Source organism: Paraburkholderia sediminicola, from assembly GCF_046026895.1.
Taxonomy (GTDB): Bacteria; Pseudomonadota; Gammaproteobacteria; order Burkholderiales; family Burkholderiaceae; genus Paraburkholderia; species Paraburkholderia sediminicola_C.
This window is the reverse complement of sequence record NZ_JAQQEU010000040.1, coordinates 1-26,490: the sequence shown is the minus strand read 5'-3', so window position 1 is coordinate 26,490 and position 26,490 is coordinate 1. Positions and strand designations below refer to the sequence as shown.

Annotated in this window: 24 protein-coding genes, 1 pseudogene and 1 riboswitch; of the genes and pseudogenes, 10 read left to right on the top strand and 15 right to left on the bottom strand. The window is 65.5% G+C overall.

The window, feature by feature from the left end; all coding sequences use genetic code 11:
* Positions 1–10: 10 nt before the first annotated feature.
* The 3 genes from PQR02_RS25040 to PQR02_RS25030 form a co-directional block, all read right to left on the bottom strand.
* Entirely contained in the window at positions 11–1,021 is a 1,011-nt protein-coding gene (locus PQR02_RS25040; RefSeq protein WP_149669908.1) for an ABC transporter permease subunit, read from the bottom strand.
* 139 nt (positions 1,022–1,160) lie between these two features.
* Positions 1,161–2,789, bottom strand: a complete 1,629-nt coding sequence (locus PQR02_RS25035) for an ABC transporter substrate-binding protein (RefSeq protein WP_408237393.1) — start codon at positions 2,787–2,789, stop codon at positions 1,161–1,163.
* Positions 2,790–2,985: 196 nt separating this feature from the next.
* Complete coding sequence (locus PQR02_RS25030) at positions 2,986–4,629, bottom strand: ABC transporter substrate-binding protein (protein ID WP_408237390.1); 1,644 nt, start codon at positions 4,627–4,629, stop codon at positions 2,986–2,988.
* 175 nt (positions 4,630–4,804) lie between these two features.
* Between PQR02_RS25030 and PQR02_RS25025 the strand changes: the two genes are divergently transcribed.
* A complete protein-coding gene (locus PQR02_RS25025; protein ID WP_408237387.1) occupies positions 4,805–5,437 on the top strand; it encodes a class I SAM-dependent methyltransferase in 633 nt (210 codons plus the stop codon).
* Between the two features lie 74 nt (positions 5,438–5,511).
* Here PQR02_RS25025 and metF read toward each other — a convergent pair whose 3' ends face one another.
* The 6 genes from metF to PQR02_RS24995 all read right to left on the bottom strand — a co-directional run bounded on the left by metF (position 5,512) and on the right by PQR02_RS24995 (position 10,692).
* Positions 5,512–6,342 (bottom strand): methylenetetrahydrofolate reductase [NAD(P)H], encoded by an 831-nt coding sequence (gene metF / locus PQR02_RS25020; RefSeq protein ID WP_408237384.1) that lies wholly within the window; start codon positions 6,340–6,342, stop codon positions 5,512–5,514.
* Positions 6,343–6,351: 9 nt separating this feature from the next.
* Positions 6,352–6,705 (bottom strand): phage holin family protein, encoded by a 354-nt coding sequence (locus tag PQR02_RS25015; protein ID WP_054040830.1) that lies wholly within the window; start codon positions 6,703–6,705, stop codon positions 6,352–6,354.
* A 138-nt stretch (positions 6,706–6,843) separates the two neighbouring features.
* Positions 6,844–8,265 carry an adenosylhomocysteinase gene (gene ahcY, locus PQR02_RS25010; protein WP_408237380.1) on the bottom strand — a complete coding sequence of 474 codons (1,422 nt, stop codon included), beginning with the start codon at positions 8,263–8,265 and terminating at the stop codon, positions 6,844–6,846.
* Between the two features lie 33 nt (positions 8,266–8,298).
* Positions 8,299–8,435, bottom strand: a riboswitch (S-adenosyl-L-homocysteine riboswitch).
* 93 nt (positions 8,436–8,528) lie between these two features.
* The gene (locus PQR02_RS25005; RefSeq protein ID WP_408237377.1) at positions 8,529–9,293 is read right to left on the bottom strand and encodes a glycosyltransferase family 2 protein; all 765 of its coding nucleotides are present in this window, start codon (positions 9,291–9,293) and stop codon (positions 8,529–8,531) included.
* A 182-nt stretch (positions 9,294–9,475) separates the two neighbouring features.
* Entirely contained in the window at positions 9,476–10,198 is a 723-nt protein-coding gene (locus PQR02_RS25000; protein WP_408237374.1) for an LrgB family protein, read from the bottom strand.
* 41 nt (positions 10,199–10,239) lie between these two features.
* Entirely contained in the window at positions 10,240–10,692 is a 453-nt protein-coding gene (locus PQR02_RS24995) for a CidA/LrgA family protein (protein WP_408237371.1), read from the bottom strand.
* A gap of 113 nt (positions 10,693–10,805) precedes the next feature.
* Between PQR02_RS24995 and PQR02_RS24990 the strand changes: the two genes are divergently transcribed.
* On the top strand, positions 10,806–11,804 hold the full coding sequence (locus tag PQR02_RS24990) for a LysR family transcriptional regulator (RefSeq protein WP_408237368.1): 999 nt from the start codon (positions 10,806–10,808) through the stop codon (positions 11,802–11,804).
* 30 nt (positions 11,805–11,834) lie between these two features.
* On the opposite strand, the gene PQR02_RS24985 is transcribed toward PQR02_RS24990, so the two are convergent.
* On the bottom strand, positions 11,835–13,505 hold the full coding sequence (locus tag PQR02_RS24985) for a GMC family oxidoreductase (RefSeq protein WP_408237365.1): 1,671 nt from the start codon (positions 13,503–13,505) through the stop codon (positions 11,835–11,837).
* 318 nt (positions 13,506–13,823) lie between these two features.
* On the opposite strand from PQR02_RS24985, the gene PQR02_RS24980 reads away from it, so the two are divergent.
* Positions 13,824–15,518, top strand: coding sequence for an isovaleryl-CoA dehydrogenase (locus tag PQR02_RS24980; RefSeq protein WP_408237362.1), 1,695 nt, complete (start codon positions 13,824–13,826; stop codon positions 15,516–15,518).
* 100 nt (positions 15,519–15,618) lie between these two features.
* Positions 15,619–17,037, top strand: a complete 1,419-nt coding sequence (locus tag PQR02_RS24975) for a coniferyl aldehyde dehydrogenase (RefSeq protein WP_408237359.1) — start codon at positions 15,619–15,621, stop codon at positions 17,035–17,037.
* A gap of 42 nt (positions 17,038–17,079) precedes the next feature.
* On the opposite strand, the gene PQR02_RS24970 is transcribed toward PQR02_RS24975, so the two are convergent.
* The 5 genes from PQR02_RS24970 to fliE all read right to left on the bottom strand — a co-directional run bounded on the left by PQR02_RS24970 (position 17,080) and on the right by fliE (position 20,431).
* A complete protein-coding gene (locus PQR02_RS24970) occupies positions 17,080–17,439 on the bottom strand; it encodes an EscU/YscU/HrcU family type III secretion system export apparatus switch protein (protein WP_408237356.1) in 360 nt (119 codons plus the stop codon).
* Positions 17,439–18,890 (bottom strand): flagellar hook-length control protein FliK, encoded by a 1,452-nt coding sequence (fliK, locus tag PQR02_RS24965; protein WP_408237353.1) that lies wholly within the window; start codon positions 18,888–18,890, stop codon positions 17,439–17,441. The genes PQR02_RS24970 and fliK overlap by 1 nt, the downstream gene beginning before the upstream one ends.
* 122 nt (positions 18,891–19,012) lie before the next feature.
* The gene (locus PQR02_RS24960; RefSeq protein ID WP_408237350.1) at positions 19,013–19,339 is read right to left on the bottom strand and encodes a flagellar protein FliT; all 327 of its coding nucleotides are present in this window, start codon (positions 19,337–19,339) and stop codon (positions 19,013–19,015) included.
* Positions 19,336–19,770 (bottom strand): flagellar export chaperone FliS, encoded by a 435-nt coding sequence (fliS, locus tag PQR02_RS24955; protein ID WP_408237347.1) that lies wholly within the window; start codon positions 19,768–19,770, stop codon positions 19,336–19,338. The genes PQR02_RS24960 and fliS overlap by 4 nt, the downstream gene beginning before the upstream one ends.
* A gap of 322 nt (positions 19,771–20,092) precedes the next feature.
* Positions 20,093–20,431, bottom strand: a complete 339-nt coding sequence (gene fliE / locus PQR02_RS24950) for a flagellar hook-basal body complex protein FliE (RefSeq protein ID WP_408237490.1) — start codon at positions 20,429–20,431, stop codon at positions 20,093–20,095.
* Positions 20,432–20,681: 250 nt separating this feature from the next.
* Between fliE and fliF the strand changes: the two genes are divergently transcribed.
* The 6 genes and pseudogenes from fliF to PQR02_RS24920 form a co-directional block, all read left to right on the top strand.
* Entirely contained in the window at positions 20,682–22,469 is a 1,788-nt protein-coding gene (gene fliF / locus PQR02_RS24945; RefSeq protein ID WP_408237344.1) for a flagellar basal-body MS-ring/collar protein FliF, read from the top strand.
* Positions 22,459–23,454 carry a flagellar motor switch protein FliG gene (gene fliG / locus PQR02_RS24940; protein WP_408237341.1) on the top strand — a complete coding sequence of 332 codons (996 nt, stop codon included), beginning with the start codon at positions 22,459–22,461 and terminating at the stop codon, positions 23,452–23,454. Before fliF ends, fliG begins: the two co-directional genes overlap by 11 nt.
* Entirely contained in the window at positions 23,441–24,127 is a 687-nt protein-coding gene (gene fliH / locus PQR02_RS24935; protein WP_408237338.1) for a flagellar assembly protein FliH, read from the top strand. Before fliG ends, fliH begins: the two co-directional genes overlap by 14 nt.
* A complete protein-coding gene (fliI, locus tag PQR02_RS24930) occupies positions 24,121–25,773 on the top strand; it encodes a flagellar protein export ATPase FliI (protein ID WP_408237335.1) in 1,653 nt (550 codons plus the stop codon). Before fliH ends, fliI begins: the two co-directional genes overlap by 7 nt.
* A gap of 11 nt (positions 25,774–25,784) precedes the next feature.
* A complete protein-coding gene (gene fliJ, locus PQR02_RS24925) occupies positions 25,785–26,234 on the top strand; it encodes a flagellar export protein FliJ (RefSeq protein WP_408237332.1) in 450 nt (149 codons plus the stop codon).
* A gap of 61 nt (positions 26,235–26,295) precedes the next feature.
* Positions 26,296–26,490 (top strand): annotated as a pseudogene (locus tag PQR02_RS24920) (flagellar hook-length control protein FliK); the annotation flags it as partial.

Sequence of the window (26,490 nt, the reverse complement as noted above, 5' to 3'; positions counted from 1 at the left end):
GGTTCATATTTCACCTCGTATGGCGGATGCGCGGATTCAACACGCCGTACAACAGATCGACGACGAGGTTCACGACGATCACCAGCGTGGCAATCATCAGGATACCGCCCTGCACGACCGGGTAGTCGCGTCGGCCGATCGCGTCGATCAGCCATTTGCCGATGCCCGGCCACGAAAACAGCGTCTCGGTCAGCACCGCGCCCGCGAGCAGCGTGCCGACCTGCAGGCCGATCACCGTCACCACTGGAATCAGCGCGTTGCGCAACGCGTGCACGACGATCACGCGCCCCGGCGACAAGCCCTTCGCGCGCGCGGTGCGGATGTAGTCCTCACGCAGCACTTCGAGCATCGACGAACGCGTCATGCGCGCGACGACCGCGAGCGGAATCGTGCCGAGCACGATGGCCGGCAGGATCAGATGGCTCAGCGCGGACTTGAACGCGCCTTCGTCGGTGGACATCATCGCGTCGATCAGCATGAAGCCGGTCACGTGCGGAATGTCGTACTCGACCGCGATGCGGCCCGACACCGGCGTCCAGCCGAGCTTGACCGAGAACACCATGATGAGGATCAAGCCCCACCAGAAGATCGGCATCGAGTAGCCGGTCAGGGCCGTGCCCATCACGCCGTGATCGACCACCGTGCCGCGCCGGAGCGCGGCGAACACGCCCGCCGGCAGGCCGATGATCAGCGCGAACATCATCGCGCAGATCGACAGTTCGACGGTGGCGGGAAAGCGTGCGAGGAATTCGCCCATCACGCTGGTGTTGGTGATGATCGAGGTGCCGAGATCGCCGTGCAGCGCGCGTCCGATGTAGTGGACGTACTGCATCGGCAAGGGCTCGTCGAGCCCGAGCCGGTGCATGGCGGCGGCGTGCATGGCAGGATCGACGCCGCGCTCGCCCATCATCACTTCGATGGGGTCGCCCGGTATCAGGTGAATCAGCGCGAACGCGAGGATCGTGATACCGATGAAAGTCGGTATCACCATGCCGATGCGGCGCAAAACAAAGCGGAACATGGTTCGTCCCTATGGTCTTGGTGAAGAAAAAACGCAACCGGCGACAAGGGCTTGTGACCCCGGTCGCCGGACCATTTCGACCAGTTTTTCTAACCGTGCGAAAAGCGTACTGCGCGAATTTTACGGCTGGCTTGCCGGATTACTTGATGCTCACGCCGTCGAAGCGCGCGTAGCCGAGCGGTTCGATGCGCATGTCGACCACCTTCTTGCTGACCGGCTGGTAAACAGTCGAGTGGGCGATCGGCGAGAACGGCAGTTGCTGCGCGAAGATCTTCTGCGCTTCGACATAGGCCGCGGTACGCGCGGCCACGTCGGACGTCGCGCGGCCCTTCTGGATCAATTCTTCGAACGGCTTGTAGCACCACTTCGAGAAGTTGTTGCCGTTCACCGCTTCGCAGCCGAGCAGCGTGCCGAGCCAGTTGTCCGGATCGCCGTTGTCGCCGGTCCAGCCGATCAGCATCGTGTCATCCTCGCCCGCGTGCGCGCGCTTGATGTACTCACCCCATTCGTACGTGACGATCTTCGCCTTCACGCCGATCTTGGCCCAGTCGGCCTGGATCATTTCCGCCATCAGGCGTGCGTTCGGGTTGTACGCGCGCTGCACGGGCATCGCCCACAGCGTGAGGTCGAAGCCGTTCGCGTAGCCGGCCTTCGCGAGCAATGCCTTGGCCTTGTCCGGATCGTAAGGCGCGGCCTTCAGATCCTTGTAGAACGACCACTGGGTCGGCGGCATCGGATTGGTGGCCAGCTGGCCCGCGCCCTGGTACACCGATTCGATGATCGCCTTCTTGTTGATCGCCATGTCGAGCGCCTGACGCACTTCGAGCTTGTCGACCGGCTTGTGCGTCACGTTGTACGCGAGGTAGCCCAGGTTGAAGCCCGGTTGCGACGGCATGTCGATGTTCGCCTCGGCCTTCAGCGGCGCGATGTCGGCCGGACGCGGATAGCTCATCACCTGGCATTCGTCGCGCTTGATCTTCTGCACGCGCACGCCGGCGTCCGGCGTGATCGAGAAGATCAGCTTGGAGATCTTCACCGCGTTCGGCTTCCAGTAGTCAGGATTGCCGTCGAAGCGGATCGTCGCGTCCTTCGTATAGCTGCGGAAAATGAACGGGCCCGTGCCGACCGGGAACTGGTTGATGTCGGCGGCCTTGCCTGCCTTCAGCAGCTTGTCCGCGTATTCGGCCGACAGGATCGACGCGTATTCCATCGCCAGATTCTGGATGAACGGCGCGTTGACTTCCTTCAGCGTGAACTTGACCGTGTACGGGTCGACCTTTTCGACGCCGGTGATCAATTTGTCCAGACCCATGTCGGTGAAGTACGGGAACTGCACCGGGTAGGCTTTGCGGAACGGCTGGTTGGTGTCCAGCATGCGCTGGAACGTGAACACCACGTCGTCGGCGTTGAATTCACGCGTCGGCTTGTAGAACGACGTGGTCTGGAACTTGACGCCATGGCGCAGATGGAACGTATAGGTCTTACCGTCCGGCGAGACATCCCACTTTTCCGCGAGACCCGGCTCGACCTTGGTGCCGCCGCGTTCGAATTCGACAAGGCGGTTGTAAACGGTGAACGTGTTGGCCGTGAAATCGACACCCGTCGTATATTGGGCCGGATCGAAACCCGCAGGGCTGCCTTCTGAGCAGTAGATGAGGGTCTTGTTCGGAATCTCGGCGCGCGCGTGGTTCGCGCCCACCAGCGACGCCGCTGCAGCTGCGACGAGCGTCGTAACACGCGCGGCGCGCAACAGTTTGTTTTGCTTCATGTTTCCTCCTGGTTCAGGACCGGCTTCCGCCAGCGTAGCGCGATCTTACTTGAGCTTGGCTCGCAGCAACAAGCGGAGGAAATTCCCTCTGTTGACGATCGGAAACTATTCGGGCATAAGGGCAGCCGCACCGCCGGCGTGGGCCGGAGGATGCGGCTGTAGCAGGTTCGGGCAGCGAAAAGGCGGCCCGCCGCGCCTATTTGAGGCCGACGTTCATGAATTGCGTCGGGCCGAACGGGTCGATCTTGAAGCCCGCGACGTCCTTGCTGATCGGCTGATATACCGTGGAATGGGCGATCGGCGTGAACGGCACCTGGTCCTTGAAGATTTCCTGGGCTTCCGTGTATGCCTTGGTGCGCGCGGTCAAATCGGTGGTGCCGCGGCCTTTTTTGATCAGATCGTCGTAAGGCTTGTAGCACCACTTGGAAAAGTTACTGCCGTTCACCGCGTCGCAGCCCAGCAAGACGCCGAGCCAGTTATCCGGATCGCCGTAGTCGCCGGTCCAGCCGATCAGCATCGCCTCATGCTCGCCTGAATGGGCGCGGCGAATGTACTCGCCCCACTCGTACGTGCCGATCTTCACCTTGACGCCGATCTTCGCCCAATCGGCCTGCAGCAGTTCCGCCATCAGGCGCGCGTTCGGGTTATACGGCCGCTGAACCGGCATCGCCCACAGCGTCAGGTCGAAGCCGTCCGGATAGCCGGCCTGCTTCAGCAGCGCTTTCGCCTTCTCGGTGTCGTAGGGGGCGTCCTTCAGGCTCTTGTCGTAGCCCCATTGCGTCGGCGGCATCGGGTTGGTCGCGGCCTGGCCGGCGCCCTGGTAGACCGATTCGATGATCGCCTTCTTGTTGATCGACATATCGAGCGCGCGGCGTACCAGCACGTTGTCGAGCGGCTTCTTTGTGGTGTTGTACGCGATATAGCCGAGATTGAAACCCACCTGGCTTGGCATCGCGAGCGACGAGTCGGCTTTGACCGTCGGAACGTCGGCCGGACGCGGGTATGACATCACCTGACATTCGCCGCGTTTCAACTTTTGCAGACGCACGGCCGGATCGACCGTAATCGCGAAGATCAGCTTGCCCACCTTGACCACGCCCGGTTTCCAGTAATCGGGATTGCCGTCGAAGCGGATCGTGTCGTCTTTCGTGTAGCTGCGGAAAATGAATGGGCCGGTGCCGACCGGATATTGATTGATATCCGACGCTTTACCCGCCTTCAATAACTGATCGCCGTATTCCGCCGACAGGATCGATGCGAACGGCATGGCGATCTGCTGCAGGAACGGCGCATCGACTTCCTTGAGCGTAAAGCGCACCGTGTACGGATCGACCTTTTCGATCTTCGCGATGTTCTTGGCGAGGCCGAGGTCGTTGAAATACGGGAACGGCACCGAGTACGCCTTGCGGAACGGCTGCTCGGGGTCGAGCATCCGCTGGTACGTGAAGACGACGTCGTCCGCATTGAATTCGCGCGTCGGCTTGAAGAACGACGTGGTCTGGAATTTCACGCCGTGGCGTAAATGGAACGTATAGGTCAGGCCGTCCGGCGAAACTTCCCATTTTTCGGCGAGGCCGGGTTCGATATCCGTGCTGCCGTGCGCGAACTCGATCAACCGGTTGTAAACCGTGTACGAGCCGGCGCTGAATTCGACGCTGGTCGTGTATTGCGCGGTATCGAAGCCCGCCGGACTGCCTTCGGAGCAAAACACGAGGGTTTTGTCCGGCAGCGTGGCGGCCTGTGCCGCAATCGGCGTCATGCCGCCTGCGGCGACCGCGAGAGCGGCGAGCGTTGGCAGGCATAGCTGGGAAACCGCGAACAGCTTCGTTGTTACTGTCATATCGTCCTCCGCACAGCAGCCGGGTCAGCTGCGTTTCGATCATAGACAGCACAAAAATGAGCTTCAACAGGGACTTACCACGCTATGGGGCGCGAGGCGGGGCGTCGGCGGCAATCTTTTTTGAAATAGCCGTCGCTTCATAATGGCTGATTTAGGCAGACCCTTAATTTGCACGATGACTTCGTACCAATTCACCAACAACTGGTTCGACGCGCTGGCGAAAGGCGTGTGGGATCAGATGATGACGCACCACGCTCCGGCCAGGATCGTCGAAATCGGCTCGTACGAAGGCGCGAGCGCCTGCTATCTGATCGACAGGCTGGCGCCGCGCCATCCAATCGAGCTGCATTGCATCGACACGTGGGCAGGCGGCATAGAACATCAGGCGGGCGGCGTCGCGCAGACCGACATGAGCGCGGTCGAATCGCGCTTTCACCACAACGTCACGCTGGCTGCGGACAAATATCCAGGGCGCGCGCAACTCACCGTACACAAAGGGTACTCGGACGAATGCCTCGCGCGTTTGATCGCCGCGGGCAAGAAGGGCTATTTCGATTTCGTCTATGTCGACGGCTCGCATCAGGCCTCGGATGTGCTGGCCGATGCCGTGCTCGGTTTCAAACTATTGAAGGCGGGCGGGATCATCGCGTTCGATGACTATTTGTGGGCCGAACAGTTGCCCTCGGGAAAGGACCCGCTGCGATGCCCGAAGCCGGCCATCGATGCGTTCGTCAATTTGAACTTCCGCAAGCTGGAAGTGCTGTCCGCGCCGCTGTATCAGCTTTACGTGCGCAAGCTGTCGGACTAGGCCGCGCGGCCGTTGCAGCCGCGCGGGTTTTTATACGCCGAACCGGGCTTTTGAGCCCAGGCTCGTCAGTGCAGTCAAACGCCCAGCCGTTCGCAAATCGCCTTGGTCGCCGCGGCGCCGTTCAGCGTGTAGAAATGCAGGCCCGGCACCTTCGCGTCGATCAGCCGCCGGCACAAGTCCGTCACCACATCCAGCCCGAACGCGCGAATCGACTCGCGGTCGTCGCCAAAGCTCTCCAGCCGGCGCGCGATCCAGCGCGGCACTTCGGCGCCGCACATCTCCGAAAAGCGCATCAGTTGCGAGAAGTTCGTGATCGGCATGATGCCCGGCACGATCGGCACCTCGACGCCGAGCTTGCGCGCGTCGTCGACGAACCGGAAATAGGCGTCCGCGTTGAAGAAGTACTGCGTGATCGCCGAATTGGCGCCGGCCTTCACCTTGTTGGCGAAGTTTTCCAGATCGTGACGCGGCGAGCGCGACTGCGGGTGGTATTCCGGATAGCCGGCCACCTCGACCCAGAACCAGTCGCCGAACTCGGCGCGGATGAAGCTCACCAGTTCCGACGCATAGCGCAGTTCGCCGACTTCGCCCATGCCGGACGGCAGATCGCCGCGCAGCGCGACGATATGGCGAATGCCATGCGCGCGGTACTCGTTGAGGATGGCGCGCAGGCTCTCTTTCGACGAACCGATGCACGAAACGTGCGGCGCAGCTTCGAGCCCTTCCTTCGCCATGTCGACGACGGTATCGAGCGTGCCTTGTTGCGTGGAGCCGCCGGCGCCGAACGTGACAGACACGAACTTGGGCTTGAGCAACGCGAGTTGCGCACGGGTCGCGCGCAGTTTGTCGACGCCTTCCTGCGTTTTCGGCGGGAAGAATTCGAATGAGAGTTCGATCGGGTTCATGATTGTAGGTCAACCTAAACTGCGGTTGCCGAAAATAAGCGCGGACAGCAGCCACGAAACGATGCTGTACAGAATCGAGCCGAAGAACGCCGACCAGAAGCCCGACACTTCGAAGCCCTTCAGCAGCGAAGCGCACAGCCAGAAGCACAGCGCGTTGACCACCAGGATGAAGAGTCCGAGCGTGACGATCGTGACGGGCAGCGTCAACAGGATCAGCACGGGGCGCAGGATCGTGTTGATCAATCCGAGCACCACCGCGACGATCAGCGCAGTGCCGAAGCTGCGGATATGGATCGACGGAACGAGGTAGGTGATGATCAGCAGCGCAAGCGCATTGATCAGCCAGGTCAACAGCACGGTCATGTAGAACTCCTTTGGCAGGATGTCCGGTAATGGGAAAAGCGCGGCAAAAAGCGCCGGACAAGCGGGCATGGCGAACAGAGCGGCGCATTGCGCGCCGCTCTGTGTTCAGACCGTCATGCGTTCAAACCGCCCGCGTGCTTAATAGCGGTAGTGGTTCGGCTTGAACGGACCGTTCTTGTCCACGCCGATGTAGCCGGCCTGCTCGTCCGACAGCACGGTGAGGTTCGCGCCGATACGCGCCAGATGCAGGCGTGCGACCTTCTCGTCCAGATGCTTCGGCAGCACGTACACCTTGTTCTCGTACTTCTTGCCCTGCGTGAACAGTTCGATCTGCGCGAGCGTCTGGTTCGTGAACGAGTTCGACATCACGAACGACGGGTGGCCGGTCGCGCAGCCCAGGTTCACGAGGCGGCCTTCAGCCAGCAGGATCACGCGCTTGCCGTCCGGGAAAATGATGTGGTCGACTTGCGGCTTGATGTTGTCCCATTGGTACTGGCGGGTCGATGCGATATCGATTTCCGAATCGAAGTGACCGATGTTGCAGACGATCGCGTTGTGGCGCATCGCCTTCATGTGGTCGTGGCCGATCACGTGGTAGTTACCGGTGGCCGTCACGAAGATGTCGGCCTTGTCGGCGGCGTAGTCCATCGTCACGACGCGGTAGCCTTCCATCGCCGCTTGCAGTGCGCAGATCGGATCGATTTCGGTGACCCACACGGTGGCGCCAAGACCGCGCAGCGATTGCGCGCAGCCCTTGCCCACGTCGCCGTAACCTGCGACTACCGCGATCTTGCCCGCGATCATCACGTCGGTCGCGCGCTTGATGCCGTCGACCAGCGACTCACGGCAGCCGTACAGGTTGTCGAACTTCGACTTGGTGACCGAGTCGTTGACGTTGATCGCCGGGAACGGCAGGCGGCCTTCCTTTTCCATCTGATACAGACGGTGCACACCGGTCGTGGTCTCTTCCGTCACACCCTGGATGTGCGACAGACGCGTGGAGTACCAGGTCGGGTCCGCGTCGAGATGCTTCGCGATCGACTTGTACAGCGCGACTTCTTCCTCGTTGGTCGGCTTCGAGATCACCGAACGGTCCTTCTCGGCCTTCGAGCCGAGGATCAGCAGCAACGTGGCGTCGCCGCCGTCGTCGAGGATCATGTTGGCGAATTCGCCATTCGGCCATTCGAAGATGCGGTGCGAGAACTCCCAGTATTCGTCGAGCGATTCGCCCTTGAATGCGAACACCGGCGTGCCCGCCTTGGCGATCGCGGCGGCCGCGTGATCCTGGGTCGAGAAGATGTTGCACGAAGCCCAGCGGACATCGGCGCCGAGCGCGGTGAGCGTCTCGATCAGCACGCCGGTCTGGATCGTCATGTGCAGCGAACCTGCGACGCGCGCGCCCTTCAGCGGCTGCTGCGCCTTGTACTCTTCACGCGTTTGCATGAGGCCGGGCATTTCCGTCTCGGCAATCGTGAGTTCCTTGCGGCCCCAGTCGGCCAGCGACATGTCGGCAACGAGGTAGTCTTTGGAAGCTTGCGAGTCGATAACTGCGGCGTTCATCACGCCCTCCTTTCTAAGAAATTGACTAGAAATTTGACGTGAGCGCGGTTCGATGCGGTGGATAGGACAGCGCGATGCGCGTCCGAGCCCTCCGATTGAAGCCTTCGAGCCTGGCGGGCGGCCGGCGAATATGCTGATTCGCGGTACCCGTCGCAACGCTCCTCGAAGACGAACGGCGATTGTAGCAAATCGGGATGGCTTCGGGGCGTGGGGGCGCGGTGCGGATTTTCGGAGCGGCGAGGTGCGGCGGCCCGCACCCGACTTCAGCCGCCGATCACGCTGGCCGCGCGCAATTGCTGGATGTGCGCACGCGCGGTGTCGAGGAACTGTCGCGAGAAGTGAAATGCGTCGGCCACGTCGGCGGGGCTAGGTATCTGCAGTCCGAGCGCGACGCGGAAGTAACGCTCCGCGTGGATGCCGGCGTGGTAATGCATGCGCACGCGCTTCACGTCGTCCAGTCGCCGGTTGCCGAAGATCTCGCGCAGTGCCCATGAGAACGCGCCGTCTTCGCCGCCCAGGCGTCGAAACGCGTCATCCATTGGAAAGCCGCCGAGTGCCGCGTAGACCGAACGGCGGATGATCAGGCTGCTCGGCACCGTATTGCTGAGCGCCGCCGCATGCGTGGCGAAGTCCGGGTGAACAGTCAGCTGGTCGGGAAAATCCGTGTACTCGACGTCGAGCCGCACCGAGACTTCCGTCGGGTTTTGGGTGAGATACGCGCTGGCGGCGGCCAGCGCGCCGGGCAGGTATTCGTCGTCGGCGTCGAGGAACGCGAGCAGATCCTGCGACGCGTGCAGCGCGCCCCAGTTGCGCGCGCGCGCCGGGCCGCCGTTGTACGGCATGCGCAGCAGGCCCACACGCGGGTCGCGGCGCCCGTAATGGGCGACGATGTCGGCGGAGGCATCGGTGGAACCGTCGTCGATCACGACGATTTGCGCCGCTTCCGGCTGGATCACGCAGCTTTGCAGCGCACGCGCGAGCGTCGCCGCGCCGTTGTAGCAGGGGATGAGGATCGAAATGGGCGTCATGGATCGAAGCGCGGGCGGCCGAACGATGAAAGGCCGTCGATGTTATCCGCCTTTTGTCCATGGCTATCCTGAAATGGAGGCGCGGCGTGGCAGGGTGATCGCGGCTCGACTGCCCGGCGGGTTAGCGGGTGGCCGCCGCATGCAAGCCTCGGCGGGCTAGCCGCCGCCCGCCGCACGCCAGCTCAAATCGGCAGCAGCCCCAGCGTCGGCGCCAGCAGCACCATCACCACGCCGGCGATCATCATCGTCAGACTGGCGACCACCCCCTCTTCGCTGCCGAGTTCGCGCGCTTTCGCGGTGCCCACGCCATGCGCCGCCGCACCGAACAGCGCGCCTCGGGCGAGCCGCGTGCGCAGCGGCAAGAGTCCCAGCACGAGCTCACCGAACAGCATCCCGCAGACCCCGGTGGCGATCACGAACAGTGCGGTGAGGTCCTTTGGCGCGTGAATCCGGTCGGACACGGCGAGCGCGAACGGCGTCGACACCGAGCGCGTCATCAGGCTGCGCTGCAATTCCGGCGACAGATGCAGCAGCTTCGCGAGCATCAGCGACCCACCGACCGCCACCACGATCCCCACCGTCACGCCGACGGTCAGCGAAATCCAGTGGCGCTTCAGCAATTCGCGGTATTCGAAGATGGGCACGGCGAACGCGACTGTCGCGGGCCCGAGCAGCCACATCAGCCAGCGCGTGTCCTGAAAGTAGACGGGGTACGGAATGTGCGCGAGCACGATGATCGCCGCGAGCACCGCCGGCACGGCCAAGAGCGGCGTCAGCCACGGCGATTTGAAGCGCGCATACAGCGCCTTCGACGCGAAATACAGCGCCACCGTCAGCACGAAACAGCCGGCTGCGATCAGGCGCGAGGCATCGTCGGCGAACAGGGACGAGTAGAGCGTGCTCATCGACGGGCCTCGGGCGGAAATGATCGATCAGTGCGGAAAAATTAGGCGCGCGCCGCGTGCCGCGCGACCATCACGCGGCGCAGGGCGAAGCGCCGTTCGAGGCGCGCGGCCTGCTCGACGGCGAAAGCCACCGCCACCATCAGCGTGCCGCCAACCACCACCAGCGCGAGGCGCCAGCCGTCCTCACGGAACAGCCCGCCGTATTGCACCGCGGCCACCGCAGCCGGAATGAAGAACAGCAGCATGTCCGACAGCAGCCAATCGGCCCCGGCCTTGATCCAGCGTGGCGCAACACCGCCGCAGAACAGCAGCGCGAGCAGCACCACCAAACCGACCACGCCACCCGGCACCGGCAGATGTAGCGTGCGCACGGCGAAATCGGCGACGAACCACAGACCCGCCAGCGCCGCACTCTGCACCGCGATCCGCGCGAAACGCAGCGCGCCACGTGCGTGGCCGGTGTGGGCGAAACGTGCGAGAGCTGGCGTCGTCATGGCAATCCCTGGGTGACTTCGAATGAAAGTCAGTATAGGTTGCACCGCAGCATAAATATAATGACTTACAATCATTCGAATCATTCCAATTTGGAATTCTGGAGCCCGAGATCGTGGAACTACGCGCGCTGCGGTATTTCGTCGAGGTGGTTCGTCAGCAAAGCTTCACCGCCGCCGCCGAGCTGATGTTCGTCACGCAGCCGACCATCAGCAAGATGGTCAAGTCGCTGGAGGACGAAATCGGCTCGCCGCTCTTGCTGCGCGACGCGCGTCAGATGGTGTTGACGGACGCCGGCCGGATCGTCTACCAGCGCGGCCAGGAAGTGCTGGCCGCGCACGCGCAATTGCAGGCGGAACTGAACGATCTCGACACGCTCGGCCGGGGCGAGCTGACCATCGGCATTCCGCCGATGGGCGGGTCGCTGTTCACGCCGGCCATCGCCGCGTTCCGCCAGCGCTATCCGAAGATCGAACTGAAGCTGTTCGAGCAGGGTTCGCGCGCGATCGAAACGGCGCTGATCAACGGTGAGCTGGAATTGGGCGGCGTGTTGCAACCCGTCGACCCGGAAAACATCGACGTGCTGCCGATCACGCGCCAACTGCTATGGCTCGTCGCGCGCACCGGCTCGCGTTGGGATCACTTGCACGAGGTGCCGCTCGCCCAGCTCGCCAATGAACCGTTCGTGTTCTACGGCGAGAGTCTCGCGCTCAACGACGTGGTGCTGAACGCGTGCCGCGCGGCGGGGTTTGCGCCGACCATCGTCGGGCGCAGCGGGCATTGGGATTTCATGGCGGCGCTGGTGCTGGCCGGCGTCGGCATCGCGCTGCTGCCGGCGCCGTATTGCCGGCGGCTCGACCCGGCGCAGTTCACCTGTCTGCCGGTCGTGGACCCGGAGATTCTGTGGGAAATGGCGATTGGCTGGCGGCGCAACGGTTATCTGTCACACGCCGCGCGCGCGTGGCTGCAGGTTGCGCGCGATGCATTGCCCGGCCAGGCCGGCGACGATTTCATGCTGGGGCCGGGCATCGGGATGAGTGGCATCACGGCGGCCGGAGTGGAGCAAACGGCGTCGGCGCCAACGCCCGCGCCGCCAGCACCGTCTGGCTCATGATGCCCTTTTGGCCAGCATTTCCCCGCAGCCCTACACCGCCGACGCGGTTCGGGCCGCCACCCCGCTGGCCATATCCGCCGACGCGGTGTTCAACGCCATCGGCCCATCGCGCCAGCTAGCCGCGATCAGCTCGGCCGCTCGCTCGCCGATCATCACCGTCGGCGAATTGGTATTGCCGCCGATCAAGGTCGGCATCACTGACGCATCGACGATCCGCAGCCCCGTCACGCCCCGCACCCGCAATTGCGGATCGACCACCGAACGCGCGTCACCGCCCATCCGGCAGGTGGCCACCGGATGGTAGATCGTATCCGCATGCTCGGTGATGATCCGGCGCAGTTCCGCGTCCGGCTGTCCCGCACGCGTATGCAACTCGGCGCCGCCATGCCGCGCGAGCGACGGCGCATCCAGAATGCGCCGCGCCATCTTCACACCGTCCACCAGCAGATCGAGATCGCGTGCATCGCTGAAAAAACGCGGGTCGATCAACGGCGCCGTGCGAGCGTCGGCGCTCGCGAGCATCACCGCGCCGCGGCTGTGCGGCCGCAACACGCACACATGCAGCGAATAGCCGTGGCCCCAGTGCATGCGGCGGTTGTGATCGTCGACCAGCGCCGCGCAGAAATGCAGTTGCAGATCGGGGCGCTCGAGCGTCGGCCGGCTCTTCAGAAACCCGCCCGCCTCGGCGACATTGCTCGACAGCATGCCGCGTCCATGGCGCATGAAGTCGACGAATTGCGGCGGTATCCGCGCGATACCGCGCAACGAAAACCCGGTCGGCTCGCTCGACGACACGCGCTTGTTGATCGTGAAGTCGACGTGATCGATCAGATTCTGGCCGACCTCCGGCGCATCGTGCAACACGCCGATGCCGAAGGACTGCAGCTGCGCGGCCGGCCCGATGCCCGAGCACATCAGCAGTTGCGGCGAATTGAACGCGCCCGCCGCCAACACCACCTCGGCGCGTGCTTCGAGCAATTCGGTACGGCCGCCGCGCACGATCTCGACACCGCTCGCGCGCTTGCCGTCGAAGCACACACGCAGCGCGGTTGCGTCGGCGATCGTGTGCAGACTGGGCCGCACGCGATCGTAGATGTACGCGCGCGCAGCGCTGCAACGGCGTCCATCGCGCTGCGTCACCTGGTAGAAGCCGATCCCTTCCTGGTCCGCGCCGTTGAAATCGCGATTCGGCTTGTACCCGGCTTCCAGCGCCGCCTGCACGAAGCGTTTCGAAAACGGATTCTGGTAACGCAGATCGGACACGGTGAGCGGGCCGGCATCGCCGTGCCACGCATCGGCGCCGCGCTCGTTGCCTTCGGCGCGGCGGAAATACGGCAGCACCTCGGCCCACGACCACCCTTCGCAACCGAGTTGCGCCCACTCGTCGTAGTCGAGCGGATGGCCGCGCGTGTAGATCATCGCGTTGATCGCGCTCGACCCGCCGAAGCCGCGCCCGCGCGGCTGATAGCCTTGCCGGCCGGCGAGCCCCGGCTGCGGCGTCGTCAGATAGCCGTAGTTGGTCTTGAGCTTGTTCGGCACCAGGGCCGCCACGCCGACCGGCATGTTAACGAGCAGATTGCGGTCGGTATGCGGACCGGCTTCGATCAGCGCGATCGTCGCGTCAGGACAGCTATCCGCAAGACGGCTTGCCAGCGCGCAGCCGCCCGAGCCCGCGCCGACGATGATGTAGTCGTATTGCATGCGCTCCCTCCTGGTGGGCCGCGTTGCTCGCGCACCCTGTCTCATGCACACTTGTCCACGTGTGTTTCCCCGGCATTGTAGGGAGCGGCGCGGGGCTGCAGCGGCTTCGCGCCAGGGCGAATCCTCTAAACGCAAGCGCCATCGCGACCCTATGATGAAAGACACGCGAGGGGCCGCCCGCCGGCCGCGTGCGGCATTCAAACAGCGCGCGGCGCGCGCCATCCTTCCAGCGTGCGGCACGACGCACGGCGATTGAACAGCACCCCGCAGCATCCCGTCGATCAGCACCGGCGAGCCCGCGGTGAACGGAGACAGCAAATGGAACGGCATCACTTCGGCCAGACTCACGACGTGACCAATCAGGTCCCGCCGCTGGCGAACTACAACCTGTTTGCCTGCGACACTGCGTTGTCCGCGGCCCTCGAACGTGACGGCGCCGGCTGGCATCGCGACGCGTTGCTGCGGCACGGCGCGGCGCTCACCACATCCGACACACTCGCGCTCGCCGAACTCGCCAACCGTCATACGCCCGAGCTGTTCACGCATAGTCCGCGAGGCGAGCGCATCGACGCGCTGGAGTTTCATCCCGCGTGGCATTCACTGCTCTCGCTGTTGCGCCGCGAGGGTCTGCACGCGCTGCCGTTTTCCAATCCGCAGCGCGGTGCGATGGTCGCGCGCTGCGCCGGTTATTTTCTGCATGCGCAGATCGAATCCGGGTCGCTGTGTCCACTGACCATGACCTTCGCCGGCATTCCCGTGCTGCAGCGCGAGCCCGCCCTATTCGATACGCTGCGCGACAAGCTCTACGCTCGCGAACACGATCCGCGCGACGTGCCGCTCGCGCAGAAGCGCTCCGCGATGATCGGCATGGGGATGACCGAGAAGCAAGGCGGCTCCGACGTGCGCAGCAATCAGACCTACGCGCATGCGCTCGCCGCTGGCGGCCGCGACGGCGCATACCGGCTCGTCGGCCACAAATGGTTTTTCTCCGCGCCGCAATGCGACGCGCACCTCGTGCTCGCGCGCACCGACGATCACGCGAGCCTGTCGTGCTTCTACGTGCCGCGCTTCGCACCCGATGGCAGCAAGAACGCCGTGCAGATCCAGCGTCTGAAAGACAAGCTCGGCAACCGTTCGAATGCGAGCAGCGAAGTCGAGTTCCTCGACGCGTTCGGCATCATGATCGGCGACGAAGGGCGAGGCGTGCCGACCATCATCGAAATGGCGAACACCACGCGGCTCGATTGCGTGATCGGCAGCGCGGCGTTGATGCGCGCGGCGCTGGTGCAGGCGATCCATCATGCGCGCCATCGCAGCGCGTTCGGGCGGCAGTTGGCCGATCAGCCGCTGATGCGCAACGTGCTGGCCGATCTGGCGTTGGAGTCGGAAGCCGCGACCGTGCTGTTCATGCGCCTCGCGCACGCTTTCGAGGAATCCGCCGATGCAGCGTCCACCTCGGCCACCTCCTCCGCCGAACGCGCGTGGCGGCGCATCGTCACGCCGGCGGCGAAGTACTGGGTCTGCAAGCGCGCGCTGGAATTCACGGGCGAGGCGATGGAAGTCTGGGGCGGCAACGGCTACGTCGAAACCGGTCCGATGGCGCGCTTCTATCGCGAGGCGCCCGTCAATTCGATCTGGGAAGGCTCCGGCAATGTGATGTGCCTCGACGTGCTGCGCGCGATGGAGCGCGAGCCGGAAGCCGCGCAAGCGTTGTTCGCCGCTTGGCAAGCGGATGCGCACGCGCATCCGGCGTTAAGCGCCGCGCTCGCCAGGCTGGCCGCCACGCTCAACGGACCGGCCGAGCAGCGCGAAGCGTCGGCGCGGCGCATCGCGCAGCAGATCGTGCTGATCGCGCAGGCCACGTTGCTCGTGAGGCATGCGCCCGCCGTGATCGCCGAAGCGTTCATCGCCACCCGTCTCGCCGACGGCTGCGGCGAAAGCGGCCGTGTGTACGGCACGCTGCCGGCCACGTTCGATCACGCGGCGATCATCGAGCGGGCGTTTCCCGCGTGAGGTGCTGGCGAGCGCCAAAGCAGTAACCGGAAACGCACAACCCGCGAATCAAATAAGCGCGATCCAACGCGCACCGTCATCCATCAGGGAGTGGACATTCATGAAGAACGATCTGGCTGAGGTCGCCGCGCTCGAAGCGCTGTTGTGCGATCAACGCCATGCTCACCTGCGCGCGCCGTATCCTGCATGGGACACGCGCGCCTCGCATCTGCGAACCTTGCGCAAGCTCATGCTCGACAATCGCGACGCCCTCGCCGACGCGATGAACGCGGACTTCGGCAATCGCGCGAAACAGGAAGTGCTGCTCGCCGAATTCCTGCTCGTGAAGGAAGAGATCGACGCCGCGCTCAAGCACGGCAAGCGCTGGATGGAAGCGCAGCGACGCAGCACCAACAAATGGCTGCTGCCGGCGCGCGCGAAGGTCGTGCCGCAGCCGCTCGGTGTGATCGGCATCATCGTGCCGTGGAATTATCCGGTGCTGCTCGCCGCCGGGCCGCTCGTCAGCGCGTTGACGGCCGGCAATCGCGCGATCATCAAGATGTCCGAATTGACGCCGCGCACATCGGCGCTGTTCGAGCAGCTGATCGGTCAGACCTTCGCGCGCGATCACATTGCGGTGGTGAACGGCGACGCGGCGTTTGGCGCCGCGTTCAGCGCGCAGCCGTTCGACCACTTGCTGTTTACCGGCTCCACGAAGGTCGGCCACGAAGTGATGCGCGCGGCCGCCGGGCATCTGACGCCGGTCACGCTCGAACTCGGCGGCAAGTCGCCAGCGCTGATCGGCGCGCACGCGCGCTTTCGCCACGCGGTCGACAACCTGGTCGCCGGCAAGACCCTCAACGCGGGGCAAACCTGCGTTGCGCCGGACTACGTGCTCGTGCCGCGCGGCAAGGAGCAGGCATTCATCGAACGGGCCCGCGCGCGGATGGCGAAGATGTACCCCGGCTTCGCGCACAACCCGGACTACACGTCGATCATTTCGGCGCGCCACTTCGCGCGCCTCGAACGGCTCGCCGACGAAGCCCGCGCCGCGGGCGCGCAACTGCACGCGCTCACCGACGCCTTGCCCGACGCCACGAGCCGCCGCTTTCCGCTGATCGCCGTCACCCACGCGCCGGCCGAATGCGCGCTGATGCAGGAAGAAATCTTTGGGCCGCTGTTGCCGATCGTTCCGTACGACACGCTCGACGACGCGATCGCGTGGATCAACGCGCGGCCTCGTCCGCTCGCGCTGTATCTGTATGCGGACGACGCCCACACGATCGAACGCGTGACACACGAAACGATTGCTGGCGGCATGGCGGTCAACGAAACGCTGATGCATCTGGCGTGCGAAAGCCTGCCGTTCGGCGGAGTCGGCGCGAGTGGGATGGGGGCTTACCACGGCTACGAAGGCTTCGTGACTTTCTCGAAGATGAAGCCGGTGCTGACGCAGGCGCGGCTGAACGCGCGCAGCTGGATCGCGCCGCCGTATGGTAAGCGGGTCGACGCGTTGCTGAAGTTGATGATGCGTTTCTGACGGGATCGGACAACGCGTAGACGCCGCGTCGCCTGGTGAAGCTCAGCGCGCGGCCGGGCCGCCCGCCACGTCGGTAGCGACCACATCGGTCACGTCCTGGGCGACGCCATCGGCGCCATGCACCGGCTCTTCCTCGGCGCCGCTTTCCAGCCGATGCAGCCACGCAAGCAATTCCGCGACCGCGTGATAAAGCTGCGGCGGAATCCGCGCGTCGAGGTCCACCTGCATCAGCAGCGACACCATTTCGGGCGCCTCGTGCACATACAGGCCGGCTTCCCTGGCCCGTTGCACGATCATGTCGGCCAGCAGCCCATAGCCTTTGGCGACCACGCGTGGCGCGGGGTCGTTGCTCTGCGCGTCGTAAACGAGTGCGGCCGCGCTGCGGCGATGCTGACGGCTCATCAGATATCCCAGTCGAAGTCGTCGCGTTGCCCGGCTGACGCGCGGCTCACGCGCGCGGCGCGGCGAGCAGCCGTGGCGTCGATGGTGCGATCGCGTGCGGCACCGTTGGCCGTCGCAGTCGAGGATGTCGGCGAGCTCGCCGCGGTCGCCGCCGAAGCCGAGCGCGCATATGCGGAAGCCGCCGCCTGCGCTCCCGCAGCGGCCGCCACCGTGGCCGGCGCGCCGCCGCCGATCTCGCGGATCGTCAGGCCGTTCAGTTCGATGCCTGCCGCCGCGAGCCGCTGCCGGAAGCTCTCACCCTGCATCGCGAGCCGTGCCGCGCCGCCCGGACTTGCCTGCACGCGCGCCACGAGGCGCATGCCGGTCAGCGTCAGTTCCGCGTCGACGGTGCCGAGCGTCGGCAACGACAGCGTCAGACGCGTGCGCCACGGCTGGTCGTCTTCGCTCGCGGCGCCGCCGCCGCTGCGGTCCCATTCGTCGCCGTCCTGTTCGATGGTCCAGTCGAGCCGCGCGCCCGGCCACGCTTCGCCGCTCCAGCGAAACTGTCCGGTAGCGAGCAGATCCAGCTGCTGACGCACCAGCGCCACGGTCGCGGGATGCACCGCCGCCGCCATGGATTGCGCACTCTGCGACGAGCCCGCGTCGGCGGCTTGCGCCGCCGCGCTGTGCAGGCCCGCATGCGCGGGCTGGCCGTTCAGGTCGGACAGTGAACTGGCCAGCACTTCGCCGGCCACGAAGCGTGCCGCTTGCGCGTTCAGAATCGACGGCATGGCGCGAGCGGCGGGGCTGCTGTCCGGCGTGCCGCTTTGCGCGGCGCCATGGGGCGATGCTCCCATGCCTTGGCGCGCGGCGCCGTTCGGCAAAGTGGCGTCGCCCTCATCGCTTGCCCAGTCGAGCGGCAATTGCGCGGCCGCCACCAGCCTGTTTTGCGCCTCGCCGGCCAACTCCGCCGGCGGGCGCTGGCCAGCCAGCCATTGCGCGAGATGGGCCTCGTAGAAAAGACCGCTGTCGCCGACCGTCTGTTCGAGCGCGGCCGCGAGCGCCGCGACCGGGACCTGGGCGGCCGCCACATTGGTCGTGGCCGCCGTTCCGGCGGCAGCCGGAATGGCATTGGCGGCCGTGGAAGCCGCCGGTGTATCGAACAGCGGCAAGCCGCCGATTTCAATATCGAGCGCCGGCGCAGCCGGCCAGATCGGCCGCTGCCCGAGTACAGCGGCTGTCGCGTCGCCACCCGAGCGGGCGATCGCATTGAGCGTCAGCGCGACGGCGGACAGCGCGGTTTGCGCGGAAGGCGGTGGTGGGGACGCGGCGGCGGGAGGCGCCGTGGTCGGCGCGGTATCGACGACCGCCGCGCCGGTCTGCGACGTCGCCGCGCTCCCCGGCGCGATGTTGAGCAGACTGTCGACCCGGCTCGCGAGCAGCGAAGCGATGGCCGTGTCGATTCCGTTCATGCCGATTCCTTGGTCACATTGGCGGCAGCGCGCTCAAATCTCAAATCAATCCAGTCACGCGCAGCGACCCGGACGCGGCGCACCTGGCGCAAGCGGCACGAGTGTCGCCTGTCGCGGCACCCTCAGCGTGCGCCGTACAGTTCCTTGAGCACGCGCGTCGGCCGTCCGGCGAACAGCGCTGACAGATTGGCCATGCCCGGATTCGCCAGATCGCGAATGGCGGCGTCGTCGGCGAGAATCTGGCGGATCAGCGCGTACTTGCGCAAACGCTCGGCCTCGTCGAGCTTCACACCGGAGTCGGCGTCCTTCAACGCTTCCACGAGGTGCCGGTATTCCTCCTGTAAGAGGACCAGGTCGGTCCACAGGGCGCGCCGGGCAGCCATCAGCATGCGGCAGGAAATCGCGGCAACCGCCTCGTAGCGGGCAAAATATTCTGCGTTCGATGTCATCTCATGCTTTCCGCGGCCGGCTGGGCTGCCATCCGCGCGATCTCCGGGGCAATCCCGATCCAGGCCTCTTCGAGCGTCGCCAGCAGGCCGTCGACTTCGACCAGCATCGGCTCGCTCTGTTTCATATTGGCTTCGAACAGCCGACGCGTCATGTAGCTGTACAGCGCGTCCAACCGCTCCGCAATCTCGCCGCCCACTTCCAGGTTGAGCGACTGCTGCAGCCCGCTTTCGATAAGGCGAATGGCCTTGCTGACCGCCATGCCTCGATCGGCCACGCGACCTGCCTGCAAATGCATCCGAGCCTGCGCGATGGCTTGCCTTGCGCCCTGATACAGCAACACGATCAGACGATGCGGACTCGCGCCCATCACACTCGTCTCGACACCGACGCGTGCGTACGCATTGGCTCCAGCGTGCCCTGGGGAAAACATCGGCGCTCCTCCTCTCATTCAGACTGCGGTTTGGTCGTGGCGGGGCCGTGGGGGACATCACTACCCCAAGCTGCCCTATACCCGGGTTATCGGATAGGCAACGACAAAGCTTTAGGCCGATGTAAGGGGGATTAAGGGGCGCATCGCGCACGGGCCAGCGCTGCACCGGCAGGCGCTCGTCAGTTTTTGCTGGCGAGCGATGCCGGCGGCAGCGGGCCACCGCGCCGCGCAGACGCGGACGGCCGCAACCGCGGCGCCGCGTTCACTGGTGCGGGTTCGCGCAAAGCAGGCAGCGGACGGCGTCCCACCGTCCGACGCCCGCTCAGACCGCCATCTGCGAGATTTCGTTGTAGGCGGCGACCAGCTTGTTGCGCACCTGCAGGCCGAACTGGAAGCCGACGTTGGCCTTCTGCATGTCGACCATGACGTCGTTCAGCGACACGTTCGAGGACCCCAGCTCGAACGCCTGCGATTCGCCGATCGCCGTTTTCTGGTCGTCGCTGATCTTGTCGAGCGACGCCTTGAGCGCCGACGCGAAGCCGCCGGCCGTCGCCGCGCCGGACCCTGCGGACGCCGCCGGGCTGGTGCCGCCGGCCGCCTGCGCCGCCATCGACTGCATCTGTTGCAGCGCTGACGAGAGCGCGTTCACGGGCATGGTCATGTTCTCTCCCTTGATTGAGCGACCGGTGCGGCGCAGCCACACGACGGCCGTACCGATCTGACCGAAAGCATAGCAAGCGCGCACATCGGGAAAGCCCCGAAAGTAGAGGGGAAACCCCGCTCTATTCAAGCAATCGGCTTGAGCCGCGCTGCGGATAATTTCAACGGTGAAAGTCTCTGTCCGTACGCCCGCCGACCTCGGTGCGGCGGCAGGCGGCAGAACGCAAAGGCATCCCGGAGATACCCGACGCATGGATTCGTCAGCCAACTCATTGATCAACCCCGACGCCCGCATGGGGCTGACCGGCGCGCAGCCCGGCGCCGGCGCGGCCGGCAGCGGCCAGGCAGGCGGCGCGGCCGACCTCGGCGGGCTCGGCGGCATGGGCGGCAACTTCACCCAGCGGCTGTCGGGGCTCGCGCAGATGCGCGGCAACCCGCGCGCGCCGCTGATCTTCGCGGTCGCGCTGCTGGTGGCGATCGTGGCGGGCCTGTTCCTGTGGTCGCGCTCGCCGGACTACAAGGTGCTCTATAGCAATCTGTCCGACCGCGACGGCGGCTCGATCATCGCCGCGCTACAGCAGGCCAACATCCCCTACAAGCTGTCCGACAGCGGCGGCGCGATCCTCGTGCCGTCCGAGCAGGTGCACGAGATGCGTCTGCGCCTCGCGTCGCAAGGCTTGCCCAAGAACGGCTCGGTCGGCTTCGAGCTGATGGACAACCAGAAGTTCGGCATCAGCCAGTTCGACGAGCAGGTCAACTATCAGCGCGCGCTGGAAGGCGAACTGGAGCGCACGATCGAGTCGATTTCGACGGTGAAGTCGGCCCGCGTGCATCTGGCGATACCCAAGCCCTCCGTGTTCGTGCGCGACAAGGAAGCGCCCTCGGCGGCCGTGCTGGTCAACCTGTATCCGGGCCGCGTGCTCGACGAAGGCCAGGTGGTCGCGATCACGCACATGGTGTCGTCGGCGGTGCCGGAGATGCCGGTGCACGGCGTGACGATCCTCGATCAGGACGGCAACCTGCTGACCCAGCCGGCCGCCGGCAACGGGCTGGACGCGTCGCAACTGAAGTATCGCCAGCAGATCGAACGCAACACGCAGCAGCGCGTCGATGCGATCCTCGCGCCGCTGTTCGGCGCCGGCAACGCGCACTCGCAGGTCAGCGCCGACATCGACTTCTCGCACACCGAACAGACCTCGGAAAACTACGGCCCGAACGGCAATCCGCAGCAGGCGGCGATCCGCAGCCAGCAAAGCAGCAGCGCCACCGAAATGTCGCAAGGCGGCGCCTCGGGCGTGCCGGGCGCGCTCTCGAACCAGCCGCCGCAACCGGCTTCCGCGCCGATCACGGCGGGCAACGGCGCGAGCGGCGTGAGCAGCACGCCGGTCAGCGACCGCAAGGATTCGACCACCAATTACGAACTCGACAAGACCGTGCGCCACATCGACCGGCCGATGGGCGACATCCGGCGTCTGTCGGTGGCGGTGGTGGTGAACTACATGAAGGTGGTCGACGCGAAGGGTCAGGTGAGCATGGTGCCGGTCACCGCCGACAAGCTCGCGCAGGTCACCCAGCTGGTGAAGGACGCGATGGGCTTCGACTCGACGCGCGGCGACTCGGTCAACGTGGTCAACAGCGCGTTCACCACCGAGCTCGATCCGAACGCGAACCTGCCGTGGTGGCGCACGCCGGAAATGCTGGCGCTCGCCAAACAGATCGCAACCTACCTCGGGATCGGCGCGGTCGCCCTGTTCCTCTACTTCGTGATGGTCAAGCCGGCGCTGCGCCGTGCGTTCCCGCCGCCGGAGCCCGCCCTCGCCGCGCTGGCGCCGCCCGACGAGCCGATGCTGCTGGACGGCATCCCGGCCGCCGAGCGCGAAGGCGCCGTGGTCGAGATCGAGACCGACAGCGAGACGCTCGCGCTGGAAAACGCGAAGCACAAATATGAGCGGAACCTGGAATTCGCGCGCAGTATCGCGCGTCAGGATCCGAAGATCGTTGCAACCGTCGTGAAAAATTGGGTGTCCGATGAGCGCTGAAGGCGTAGTGAAGAGCGCGCTCCTGCTGATGTCGATCGGCGAGGAAGAAGCCGCGCAGGTGTTCAGGTTCCTCGGGCCGCGCGAAGTCCAGAAGATCGGCGTCGCGATGGCCGCGCTGAAGAACGTGACCCGCGAGCAGGTCGGCGAAGTCCTGCAGGAGTTCGTGAAGGAAGCCGAGCAGCACACCGGCATGTCGCTGGATTCGAACGAGTACATCCGTTCGGTGCTGACCAAGGCGCTCGGCGACGACAAGGCCGGCGCGATCATCGACCGGATTCTGCAGGGCAGCGACACCAGCGGCATCGAAGGCCTGAAGTGGATGGATTCCGCGGCGGTCGCCGAACTGATCAAGAACGAACATCCGCAGATCATCGCGACCATCCTCGTGCATCTGGACCGCGATCAGGCGTCGGAAATCGTCGCCTGCTTCACCGAGCGGCTGCGCAACGACGTGCTGCTGCGCATCGCGACGCTCGACGGCATCCAGCCGGCCGCGCTGCGCGAACTCGACGACGTGCTGACGGGCCTCTTGTCCGGCAGCGACAACCTGAAGCGCAGCCCGATGGGCGGCATCCGCACGGCGGCCGAGATTCTCAACTTCATGTCGAGCAACCATGAAGAAGGCGTGATCGAGAACGTGCGCCAGTACGACGCGGAACTCGCGCAGAAGATCATCGACCAGATGTTCGTGTTCGAGAACCTGCTCGATCTGGAAGACCGCGCGATCCAGTTGCTGCTGAAGGAAGTCGAGTCCGAAGCGTTGATCATCTCGCTGAAGGGCGCGCCGCCCGCGCTGCGCCAGAAGTTCCTGTCGAACATGTCGCAGCGCGCGGCCGAACTGCTCGCCGAAGACCTCGACGCACGCGGTCCGGTGCGCGTGTCCGAAGTCGAAACGCAGCAGCGCCGCATCCTGCAGATCGTGCGCAACCTCGCCGAGAGCGGGCAGATCGTTATAGGCGGCAAGGCTGAAGATGCCTATGTCTAATCAGAACGCCACGGCGAAGGAACGCCTCTCGGCCTACCAGCGCTGGGAGATGGCCTCGTTCGATCCGGCGCCGCCAGCGCCGCCGCCCGAAGCCGAAGTCGACGAAGGCGCGTTCGAAGCGGAACTCGAACGCCTGCGCGACGCCGCGCACGCGCAGGGCATCGCGTCCGGCCATGTGGCTGGTCAGGCGCTCGGCTACCAGGCCGGTTACGAGCAGGGCCATGCGCAGGGTTTCGAGCAGGGCCAAAGCGAAGCGCGCGAAGAAGCGGCGCGCCTGGCCGCGCTGGCGGCCACCTTCAAGAGCGCGCTCGACGGCGCGCAGGGCGCAATCTCCGAAACGCTGGTCGCGCTGGCGCTGGACATCGCGCAACAGGTGGTGCGCCAGCACGTGCAGCACGACCCGACCGCGCTGATCGCCGCCGCGCGCGAGGTGCTCGCCGCCGAGCCCGCGCTGGTCGGCGCGCCGGCGTTGATCGTGAGTCCCGCCGATCTGCCGGTCGTCGAAGCCTATCTCATGGAAGAACTGCAAACGCGCGGCTGGACCGTGCGCACGGATGCGTCGGTGGAGCGCGGCGGCTGCCGCGCGCAAGCCGGCAGCGGCGAAGTGGACGCCGGCATCGAGACGCGCTGGGAGCGCGTCGCGGCCGCGCTCGGCAAGGTGAGCACGTGGTGAAGCCGACGCTCGAAGATATCCGCGCCAGCGATCTGACGCCGCTCGAACGGGAACTGGCACTGGCGTCGTTCGGTGCCGAGGCGCTTGTTGATGTGCCGGACGCGGTGACACCCACCGTGACACCCGCCGCGGCCGCGGTGGCCGCCATCGAAGCCGCGCTGCGCGATCCGGCTCACGCCCATCCGGGGACGGGCACCCCCGCGAGCCGCGATTCCGCTGCTTCAAGCACCGCGTCCCCGGCTATCATCCAAGCCCCCTATGACCCCGCGCTCGACAGCAATCCGCACGTGCAGGCGTGGCGCGGCCGGCTCGACGCACTGCGCGCGCGCAACGCGATCGCCAGGCCGCTGCGCGCATGCGGGCGCTTGACGCGTGCCGCCGGACTCGTGCTCGAAGCGGTCGGCCTGCGCCTGTCGGTGGGCGCCGAAGTGATGATCGAACTGCCGCCAGGCAGTTCGCTGCCGATGGCCGAAGCCGAAGTCGTCGGCTTCTCCGGCGACAAGCTGTTCCTGATGCCGACCACCGAAGTGATCGGCCTGCTGCCCGGCGCGCGCGTCTTTCCGCTCGAAAGCGCGCCGATCGCCGATCCGCTGGGGGGCGCGAAGCGTCTGCCGGTCGGCTGGGAGTTGCTCGGCCGGGTGCTCGACGCGTCCGGCCGCCCGCTCGACGGCCTCGGGCCGCTCGGCGCGCAGGCCGACGCGCCGCTGTCCGCGCCGGTCATCAATCCGCTCAACCGCGAGCCGATTCACAAGGTGCTCGACGTCGGCGTGCGCGCGATCAACGCGCTTCTGACCGTCGGCCGTGGTCAGCGCATGGGCCTGTTCGCCGGTTCCGGCGTCGGCAAATCGGTGCTGCTCGGCACGATGGCGCGCTACACCAGCGCCGAAGTGATCGTGATCGGCCTGATCGGCGAACGCGGCCGCGAGGTGAAGGAATTCATCGAACAGATTCTCGGCGAGGAAGGTCTCGCGCGCTCGGTGGTGATCGCAGCGCCCGCCGACGTATCGCCGCTGCTGCGGATGCAGGCGGCCTCGTATTCCACGTCGCTCGCCGAATATTTCCGCGACCAGGGCAAGCACGTGCTGCTGCTGATGGATTCGCTGACCCGTTACGCGATGGCGCAGCGCGAGATCGCGCTGGCCGTGGGCGAGCCGCCCGCCACCAAGGGCTATCCGCCTTCGGTGTTCGCCAAGCTGCCGGCGCTCGTCGAACGGACCGGCAATGGTCCGGCGGGCGGCGGCTCGATCACCGCGTTCTACACCGTGCTGACCGAAGGCGACGACCAGCAGGACCCGATCGCCGACTCCGCGCGGGCGATTCTCGACGGCCACATCGTGCTGTCGCGCACGCTCGCCGAAGCCGGCCACTATCCGGCGATCGATATCGAAGCGTCGATTAGCCGGGCAATGACCGCGCTGATCGACGAAAACCATCTGAACAGAACGCGTATGTTCAAGCAGATGCTGTCGCGCTATCAGCGCAACCGCGATCTGATCAACGTCGGCGCGTATTCGAGTGGACGCGATGCGGTGCTCGACCGCGCGATCGCGCTGTATCCGCGGATGGAAGCATTTTTACAGCAAGGTTTTCGCGAATGCGCGAACTTTGAACCGAGTGTCGACATGCTGAACGCGCTGTTTGCCTAAGGAGGCTGACGATGGCGAAACACTTTCCGATCAAGACGCTTATCGGCCTCGCCAAGGACGATGTGGACGCCGCCGCGCAACGCCTGGGCCGCGCGCAGCGCGAGCGCAACGACGTGCAGACGCAGCTCGACTCGCTCGTGCAATACCGTGACGAATACCATTCGCGCTTCACGGCGACCGCGCAGAGCGGCATGCCGGCCGGCAACATGCGCAACTTCCAGGCGTTCATCGACACGCTCGACGCGGCCATCGACCAGCAGCGCAATCTGCTGATGACGGCCGATGCCCGCGTCGAGGCCGCCAAGCCCGACTGGCAGCGCCAGAAGCAGAAGCTCGGCTCGTACGAAGTGCTGCAGGCGCGCGGCGAAGCCGCCGAAGCGAAAACCGTCGCGCGGCGCGATCAGCGCGATGCCGACGAACATGCCGCGCGAATTCTGCGCATGCGCGCCGAAGGCGCTTGAGCGGCGGGAGCGCCGCCACGGCTGACCTACCACCTCGTTTGACGGATTGACAGGATTTCTTATGTCGCTTCTTTCACAGATCGGCTCGCTGCTCGGCTCCGCCAGCAGCCCCTCGACCAGCGCGGCGATGGCCGCCTCGGCGAGCGCCAACCCGTTCTCGCAAACCTTGCAGCAGAGCATCGACCAGCAGAACAGCGCAGCTGCGCAGAGCGCGAGTCAGCAGCAGGCGGCTTCGGCTTCGGCTTCGGCTTCGGCT